At 73.4% G+C, this 7,988-nt stretch carries 9 protein-coding genes; 4 read left to right on the top strand and 5 right to left on the bottom strand.

The features are described from left to right. The 3 genes from GWI24_RS36185 to GWI24_RS36175 all read left to right on the top strand — a co-directional run. Nucleotides 1-1,155, top strand: a 1,155-nt coding sequence (locus tag GWI24_RS36185) for a hypothetical protein (RefSeq protein WP_210950274.1), incomplete at its 5' end; no start/stop codon positions are given. Between the two features lie 69 nt (nucleotides 1,156-1,224). Continuing rightward, nucleotides 1,225-1,458, top strand: coding sequence for a zinc ribbon domain-containing protein (locus tag GWI24_RS36180; protein ID WP_210950273.1), 234 nt, complete (start codon nucleotides 1,225-1,227; stop codon nucleotides 1,456-1,458). Nucleotides 1,459-1,623: 165 nt separating this feature from the next. Further along, a complete protein-coding gene (locus GWI24_RS36175) occupies nucleotides 1,624-2,469 on the top strand; it encodes a DUF4383 domain-containing protein (RefSeq protein WP_210950272.1) in 846 nt (281 codons plus the stop codon). On the opposite strand, the gene GWI24_RS36170 is transcribed toward GWI24_RS36175, so the two are convergent. From GWI24_RS36170 to GWI24_RS36160, 3 genes are all read right to left on the bottom strand, one after another. Beyond that, nucleotides 2,462-3,124 (bottom strand): O-methyltransferase, encoded by a 663-nt coding sequence (locus tag GWI24_RS36170; RefSeq protein ID WP_138915870.1) that lies wholly within the window; start codon nucleotides 3,122-3,124, stop codon nucleotides 2,462-2,464. The two genes, GWI24_RS36175 and GWI24_RS36170, sit on opposite strands and share 8 nt — an antisense overlap. Before the next feature lie 140 nt (nucleotides 3,125-3,264). Then, entirely contained in the window at nucleotides 3,265-3,981 is a 717-nt protein-coding gene (locus GWI24_RS36165) for a response regulator transcription factor (RefSeq protein ID WP_210950271.1), read from the bottom strand. After that, entirely contained in the window at nucleotides 3,972-5,150 is a 1,179-nt protein-coding gene (locus tag GWI24_RS36160) for a sensor histidine kinase (protein ID WP_210950270.1), read from the bottom strand. The genes GWI24_RS36165 and GWI24_RS36160 overlap by 10 nt, the downstream gene beginning before the upstream one ends. A 133-nt stretch (nucleotides 5,151-5,283) precedes the next feature. Between GWI24_RS36160 and GWI24_RS36155 the strand changes: the two genes are divergently transcribed. Further along, nucleotides 5,284-5,907, top strand: coding sequence for a DedA family protein (locus tag GWI24_RS36155; RefSeq protein WP_210950269.1), 624 nt, complete (start codon nucleotides 5,284-5,286; stop codon nucleotides 5,905-5,907). Here the strand turns inward: GWI24_RS36155 and GWI24_RS36150 are convergent. Together GWI24_RS36150 and GWI24_RS36145 are read right to left on the bottom strand one after the other, a co-directional pair. Then, nucleotides 5,876-6,736, bottom strand: a complete 861-nt coding sequence (locus GWI24_RS36150) for an HAD family hydrolase (protein ID WP_210950268.1) — start codon at nucleotides 6,734-6,736, stop codon at nucleotides 5,876-5,878. The two genes, GWI24_RS36155 and GWI24_RS36150, sit on opposite strands and share 32 nt — an antisense overlap. Then, nucleotides 6,733-7,988 (bottom strand): cysteine protease StiP family protein (locus GWI24_RS36145; protein WP_210950267.1); only part of this gene is annotated, 1,256 nt, incomplete at its 5' end. The genes GWI24_RS36145 and GWI24_RS36150, both read right to left, overlap by 4 nt.

The following is a 7,988-nucleotide window of genomic DNA, read 5'->3' as shown; positions in this document are numbered from 1 at the left end:
TACGAGCTGGACACCGCGCAGCGGGATCTGCGGATCTCCATCGAGACGATCACCGCCGTGGACGATTCGCCCGCCGCGCGCCGGACGGCGGCCGACTTCTCGGCGCTGGAGCGGCGGATCGACCAGGTCAGCCAGGACTACATCACGGCGGTGGACGCCCATGATCTGGACCGGGACGATCTGGACGCGGCGACGGCCTCCCGGGCCCGTGCCGATCTGACCAGGGCGAAGGACGCGCTGGAGCGGACGAAGGCGGATCTGGACCGGTTCGCGCAGGGGCTGGGGGCGCTGCTGGAGCAGGCCGAGACGCGGCTGGCGCGGTTGGCGCCGGCGGTGGAGCGGGCGCGGCAGGCGCTGCTCGCGGCGAGTAACGCGCTGGACGCGGTGCGTGCGTCGGGGCTGCGGGCGGACGATCTGGCGGCCCGGCTGGCGGCGCTGTCGCCCGAGTTGACCAAGCTCAACCAGGGGGCCGGGCAGCACGGTGTGCAGGAGACCCTGCGGCGGGCCGATGATGTGCTGCGCAGGGCCGAGGCGGTGCGCGGGGAGGCCGAGCGGCTTCCGGAGCGGGCCGCGGAGATCGACAAGCGGCTGGTGTCGCTGCGCACCCGCGCCCAGGCGATCACCACCCGGGCGGCCGGGGTCGAGCCCGTCCTCAGCGAGCTGCGCCGCCGCTACACCGCGGCCTGCTGGCAGGATCTGCAGCCCGTCCCCGCGCAGGCGGCACGGGATGTGGCGCAGGCCGAGGAGAAGCTCAAGGAGGCGCAGGCGGCGCGCGAGGAGCAGCGCTGGCCGGATGCCACCGCGCTGCTGGCCACCGTACGGGCGCTGCTGAACAGCACGGACGAGGCCGTCTCGACGGCCGGGGACCGGCTGCGGCGGCTGGACGAGGTGTCGTACGACCAGCAGAAGGAGATCGAGCGCACCCGGTTCGCGATCCGCGACGCGCAGCGGCTGGCCATGGCCGGGCGCAGCACCCCCGATCCGCGCCACGCGCGCCCGCTGGACGACGCCGTGGAGCGCCTCGACCGGGCCATCGCGGGTCTTGAAGGGCGGCATCCGGACTGGTGGCACTTCCTCTCCGAGACCGAGGCCGTACGGCAGACCGTCGCCCGGGTCGTCCAGGAGATCCGGGACGAGCGGGGCGGGGGGCATTGAGCCCGCGCGAAGCGAAGCCCAGGGCTCATTCGGGGGGCTGACCTGCGGTTCGGTGGTTATGCTCCTGCCATGCCTCGCTATGAGTACCGCTGCCGCGCCTGCGGCACCACCTTCGAGCTGAACCGGCCCATGGCCGAGTCCTCCGCTCCCGCGTCCTGCCCGGACGGGCACGACGACACGGTGAAGCTGCTGTCCACCGTGGCCGTCACCGGCGCCTCGTCCTCCTCGTCCTCCGCCCCCTCGGCCCGGCCCCCGTCCGGCGGCGGCGGTGGCGGTTGCTGCGGGGGCGGCTGCTGCGGTTGAGCCTCGGGGGACCGGGGCGGATCCTGGAGATACGTACCCGTGCCGCGCCTCCGGTTGTGCGCGTGCACGTCGTGTACGCGCCGGTGACGTGGCGTTCCACGGGTACGGCCCCGACCGCGAAGAGCGCGCGGCCGAGGTCCGGCGCCAGCAGCAAGGAGGCCGGAGATGGCTACGGGCCGCCCCTCCCCCATCGGTCCTCATCCCGCCGGAGTCGCACGGCACTTCCCGGAGCGGATCGGCGCGCACACCACGCTCGATGAGCATCTGCCCGTCGATCACCGGCTCAGCAAGGTCTATCGCGTCGGCGCCGGGCTCATGGGGCTGGTGCTCGTCGCCTTCGGCATCCTGGGGCTGATCCACCGGGTCGGCTTCTTCGACACCGGCGGGGACACGGTCGCCGGGCTCAGCACCAACGGCACGCTGAGCGTGCTCTCCATCGTCATCGGGCTGCTGCTGTTCTTCGGCATGCTCATCGGCGGCAACTTCGCCTCGTCGCTCAATATGGTGCTCGGGCTGCTCTTCCTGCTGAGCGGGTTCGTCAATCTGGCGCTGCTGGAGACCCCGTACAACTTCCTGGCGTTCCGGATGCAGAACGTGCTGTTCAGCTTTGTGGTGGGGCTGCTGCTGATGTGGTTCGGGATGTACGGACGGGTCAGCGGCGGGCTGCCGCATGACAATCCGTACTGGGTGACCCGCCACCCCGAGCAGGCCGAGCGCGAGGCCGCCCACGCGCGTGAGCTGGTCGCGGCGCGGGAGCGGGCCGCCGAACGGGGCGCTACGGCCGTCCAGCCCGGCGCCCCGCTCACGCCCGGCGCCCCGCTCACGCCCGAGGCCCCCGGCGCCCCGGGTGGGCCTCTTGAACGGTCCGGTCAGCCGCCCGGCAAGTGGGGCAAGCTGGATCAGCCCGGGGGTGGCGAACCCGCCGAGTACGCCGAGCCCACCGGGCGGCCCGAGACCCCCGGGCGCTGGGCCCGGATCCGGCAGCGGATCCGCGACCGGCGGCTCAGCTGACCCGGCGCGCGAGCGTCAGGCCGTCGGCGACGGTAAGCATGACCGCCTCCATCCGGGCGTCCGCCGCCACATGGTCGTTGAACGCCTGGATCGCGGCGCCCCCGGGCGAGGGCGCCGCCTCCATGACCTGCGCGTGGTAGAAGACGTTGTCCGCGACGATCAGACCGCCGGGGTTCATCCGCGGGACCAGCTCCTCCCAGTACGGGATGTAGTTCTGCTTGTCCGCGTCGAGATAGGCGAGATCGATATGGGGCTCGGCGGGCATCGCGCGCAGCGTGTCCAGCGCGGGCGCGATCCGCAGGTCGATACGGTCCTCGACGCCGGCCTTGGCCCACGCCTTCCGCCCGTACGCCGTCCACTCCTCCGACACATCGCAGGCGATCAGCCGGCCGTCGGCGGGCAGCGCCTGGGCCATCGCCAGCGCGGAGAAGCCGGTGAAGGTGCCGACCTCCACGATGTGGCGGGCGCCGATCAGCCGGACCAGGAAGGCCAGCAGCGGGGCCTGCTCCTCGGCGGACTGCATCCCGGCGTGGCCGGGGAGGTTGCGGTGGGTGACCTCGACGAGCTCGCGCAGGACCGGGTCGAGCGGCGGGTTGTGCCGCAGGACGTAGTCGTACAGCTCGGCCGTGATCGGTGTGCTCTTGCTCTCGGCCATCGCGGCCTCCCTTTCGGCTCCTCGGCTCCCCGACCGGTTCCGTTCTGATCCGTTCTGATCCGTTCAGTTCCAGTCCGTTTCCAGTCCAGGCCGGCCCAGACCGGTCCGTTCCGGTCCAGTCCGATGCATTCCGTTCAGCTTCAGCTTCCCAGATAGCGCAGTACGGCGAGCACCCGGCGGCTGTATCCCGCGTTCCCCGGCAGTTCGAGCTTCTCGAAGATGGCGTTGATGTGCTTCTCGACCGCGCTGCGGGACACATACAGCCGCTCGGCGATCGCCGCGTTGGCGTGCCCCTGGGCCATCGCGTCGAGCACCTCCCGCTCGCGCGGGGTGAGGCGGCTCAGCGGGTCGGTACGGGTGGAGCGGGCGAGCAGTCTGCGGACCACCTCCGGGTCGAAGGCGGCGCGGCCCGTGGCGACCCGCTCCAGCGCGTCGAGGAACTCGTCGACCTGCACCACCCGGTCCTTGAGCACATAGCCGACTCCCCCGGACCGCACGCCGGAAGGCCCGGCCCCGTCAGCCCTCCCGTCAGCCCTCCCGTCAGCCCTCTTCTCGGCGCCCTCCCCCGTCAGCAGCTCCGTCGCGTACCGCTTCTGCACGTACTGCGACAGCACCAGGACGCCCACCCCCGGCCACCGCCGTCTGATCTCCAGCGCCGCGCGCAGCCCCTCGTCCGTATGCGTCGGCGGCATCCGTACGTCCACCACCACCGCGTCCACGTCCGGGGCGGCCTCGACCGCCGCCACCAGAGCGGCGCCGTCCCCCACCGCCGCCACCACCTGGTGCCCCTCCTCGGCGAGCAGCCGCACCAGGCCCTCGCGGAGCAGCGTCGAGTCATCGGCCAGGATCACCCGCACGGCACACCACCGAGGGACGGGGCGGGCAGCTCCGCGGTGACGGTGGTGGGGCCGCCGGGCGGGCTCACCACGCTCAGCCGGCCGTCGAGGGCGGCGACCCGGCGGGCCAGGCCGAGCAGACCGCCGCCCGCCGGGTCGGCGCCGCCGGTGCCGTCGTCGGTGACGCGGACGGTCAGCGTGCCCGGGGCCACGGCGGTCAGCGCGACGTCGACGCGGGCCGCGCCCGAGTGCTTGAGCGCGTTGGTCAGCGCCTCCGCCACCACGAAGTACGCGGCGGTGCGCACCGCCGTGACCGGCTCGGCCGTGAGCCCGTAGTCGAGCCGTACGGGGATGGCCGAGCGCTCGGCGACCGTCTCCAGGGCGATCCGCAGCCCGGCCTCGTCCAGCGCGGTCGGATAGACCCGCCAGGCCACCTCGCGCAGCTCGTCCAGCGCCTGGCGGCTCTCCTCGTGGGCCTGCGCCAGCAGGGCGCGTGCCTTGGCCTGGTCCTGGCTGCGGCGGGCCCGGCCGAGCAGCATGCCGAGCGCCACCAGCCGCTGCTGTACGCCGTCGTGCAGATCGCGCTCGATGCGGCGCCGTTCGTCGTGGACCGCCTCGACGACCCCGGCGCGGCTGGTGGCCAGCTCCTCGATGCGGTGCCGCAGCGCGTCCTGGGTCTCGGGGCCGAGGACGCCGCGTGCCAGCCGCGCCTCGAGGCCGACCACGCCGAAGACCCCCTGGACGGCGAGGAACAGCAGGAAGAGGCCGCCGACACCGCTGGTCACGACGCTGACCAGGTCATGGAAGGCGTAGCCGAGCAGCCGGCCCCAGAGGAGGAAGGTGCCGTAGGCGATGCCGGTGAGCCCGGCCAGCAGCACGAGCCCACCGAGCAGCCCCACGGCGGTGCGCGCCGCGAGATAGCGCAGCGCCTGGCGGCCGCCGTAGTCGGAGGTGATCTCGATGTCCAGGAACCGGGCCAGTCTGCGGCGCTCCAGCTCGGTCAGCCGCGCCGCGCCCGCCGTGAACGGCCGCAGTACGCACTGCCGCGCGCCCGGCCAGGGCACGGACAGCAGGGTCAGCCCCGCCGCCACCAGGAACGGCAGCGCGACGAGCGCCGTACCGGCCCCCGCCAGCAGTCCGGCGGCGAGCCGCGCCGCGCGCCGCAACCATCTCCCCGTGGTGGCACCCATGGTGGAAACGCTAGCGGCCGGGACCGGCCGGGGCACTGAGGATTTCCGCAGGTTGCCGGTGCGGTGGACGGCCGGGGAACCGGACGGTCGGCCTCATGGCCGCCGGGTGCGGCCGGTTCCTAGCGTTCCGGCCATGACTGATCGGATCACCGACTGGGCCACCGGCCTGATGGACGCCCTCGGGGCGCCGGGCGCGGGCGCCGCCATCGCCCTGGAGAACCTCTTCCCGCCGCTGCCCAGCGAGGTGATCCTGCCGCTCGCCGGATTCGCGGCGGGGCAGGGGCGGATGAGCCTGGTGGCCGCGCTGCTGTGGACCACCGCCGGTTCGGTCCTGGGCGCGCTCGCGCTGTACGGGGTGGGCGCGCTGCTCGGCCGGGAGCGGACCGTCGCGATCGCCGAGCGGCTGCCGCTGGTCAGGCCCGCCGATATCGACCGGACCGAGCGCTGGTTCGGACGCCACGGCACCAAGGCGGTCTTCTTCGGCCGCATGGTGCCGATCTTCCGCAGCATGATCTCGGTTCCGGCCGGTATCGAGCGGATGCCCCTCCCGGCCTTCCTCGCCCTAACCACCCTGGGCAGCGCGATCTGGAACACCGTGTTCGTCCTGGCCGGTTACGCGCTGGGCGACAACTGGCGCGACGTCACGGACTACGTCTCGGTCTACTCGAAGGCGGTGCTGGGCGCGGCCGCGCTCGCGGTGCTGGGATGGGTGGCGGTGCGGCTGGTCAGTCCCGGCCGCGGGAGACGGCGCGGATGATCTGGCTGCGGGCACGCGCCCAGGTGACGGAGGAGCGCTCGCCCAGGGCGCGGACGATGGCCTCGCCCGCCGCGACGCCCTTCTCCTCGACCACGGTCAGCTGGGGCGCCGACCAGCCGATGTCGGCCAGTTCGCCGTGGCCGGGGCGCCAGGCGCGGTCGGCCGCGAGCAGCAGATCGGTGTCGAGCAGCGAATCGCCCGCGGCGAGCACCTCGTCGGCGCCGGTGCGGCTCTTGATCTCGGCGACGGCGGCGCTCTTGGTGAGCGGCTTGGGCACGGCGTAGATCTTGCGGCCCTGGAGGGAGACCGTCCAGCCGCGCGGGTCGGCCCACTGGGTGAGCTCCTTGACGTACCCCTCGGGCAGCAGCTCCCGCCTCACCACGAGATAGGCGAACAGCTCCTCGGCCACCCGCTCCTTGAGCAGCCAGGCGGGGTCGGCGGTGGCGCTGAGGTGGGCGCGCACCTCCTCCAGGGGGGCGCATCCGTCGTCGAGGGCGCTGCGCACCCGCTGGTGCCAGTCGGCGTCGGGCTCGCCGTTGACCAGCAGCTGGCCGCCGTTGGCGCAGATCGCGAAGCGGGGGGCGGGGCCGGGGAGGCGGATGCGGCGGTACTGCTCGACGGTGCGGGTGGTCGTGGGGACGAAGACGGAGGTGCGGACCAGCTCGGCGAGCAGCCCGGCGGCGGTCTCGGTCAGGTACGACAGCGGCTTGCCCTCGTACGTCTCGACGCACAGCAGCCGCGGGGCCTCGGCGTCCGGCATCTCGAGGCCGAGGGCCGCCGCGGAGTAGATCAGGGTGCGGTCGAGGTCGCTTGCCACCAGAACGCTCATCGTGCCGCCACCGTTCTCTCGTGTCTGCCGGCGGCGATGTCCGCCGTGTTCGCGGTGTTCGCCTTGTCGGCCGTCTTGCCGGAAGCCGTGCCGACCGTCTTGCCGGAAGCCGTGCCGACCGTCTTGCCGGAAGCCGTGCCGACCGTCTTTCCGTCGGCCCCGGTGGCGCCCCGGGTGTAGCGCGGGTGGATCAGCCCGACGCAGGTGTACGGGAGGTCGTCGGCCTCCTCGACCGGCACTCCGCGCTGCTCGGCGAGCAGCCGCACATGGTCCAGGTCCGCGCCCGCGCCGCGCTGGGCGAGGATCTTCCACGGGACGCGGCGCAGCAGCACCCGGGTGGTCTCGCCGACGCCCGGCTTGACCAGGTTGACGTCGTGGATGCCGTACTCCTGGCTGATCCGCTCGACCGCGGCCCAGCCCTCCCAGGTGGGGGTGCGGTCGGTGGCCGCGAGCCGCTCGGCGTCGGCCAGGGCAGCCTCGGCGACCTCGGCGAAGCGGGCCGAGACGGTGTCCAGGAAGTGCTCGGAGACGTCCGCGCCGGCGAGTTCGCGGTAGTACTTCGCGCCGTGGAAGTCGTTCGGGCCGACGAGGTCGGCGCGGAGCACGGTGCGCGATATCAGCCCGGAGACGGTCGAGTTGAGGCACGCGGAGGGGACGAGGAAGTCGTCCCGGGTGCCATAGGTGTCCACACAGCGGCCGGGATCGGCGAGGACCGCGATCCGCGGATCGAAGTCCGGGTACGGGGCGAGGGCGTCCGACAGCTCGCGGGTGATGGCGCCCTTACCGGTCCAGCCGTCGACGAAGACGACGTCGGAGGGGTCGTGGTGGTCCGCCAGCCAGCGCAGCGCGGCGGTGTCGATGCCGCGGCCGCGCACGATGGAGATCGCGTAGTGCGGGAGGTCCAGCCCGTGGGCGTGGCGCGCCCAGCGGCGCATCAGCACCCCGACGGGGGTGCCGGCGCGGGCGAGCGAGACGAGGACGGGGCGCGGGGAGCGCTCGGCGAGCACGGTCTCGGTGACCGCGCCGACCGCGCGGGCGATCCGGGCGGCGGAGGTGTCGAGGGCGGCCCGGAACAGCTCCTGGTAGCGCTCGTTCGGCTGGTACTCCACGGGCAGCGACTCGGCGTAGTGCGCGCCCCCGCTCTGGATCGCCTCCTCCCGCTCCTCGGTGGGCGCTTCGAGGGTGACGTGGGAGAAGTCCTGCAGCAGCCAGCCCACCTCTTCGGGGGCGTAGGACGAGAAGTCCGGCCCGC

Origin of the sequence: Streptomyces sp. MK37H (genome assembly GCF_018035285.1) — a bacterium.
Taxonomy (GTDB): domain Bacteria; phylum Actinomycetota; class Actinomycetes; order Streptomycetales; family Streptomycetaceae; genus Streptomyces; species Streptomyces endocoffeicus.
The sequence above is the reverse complement of the archived record's forward strand: the minus strand, read 5'-3'. Positions and strand labels throughout refer to the sequence as shown.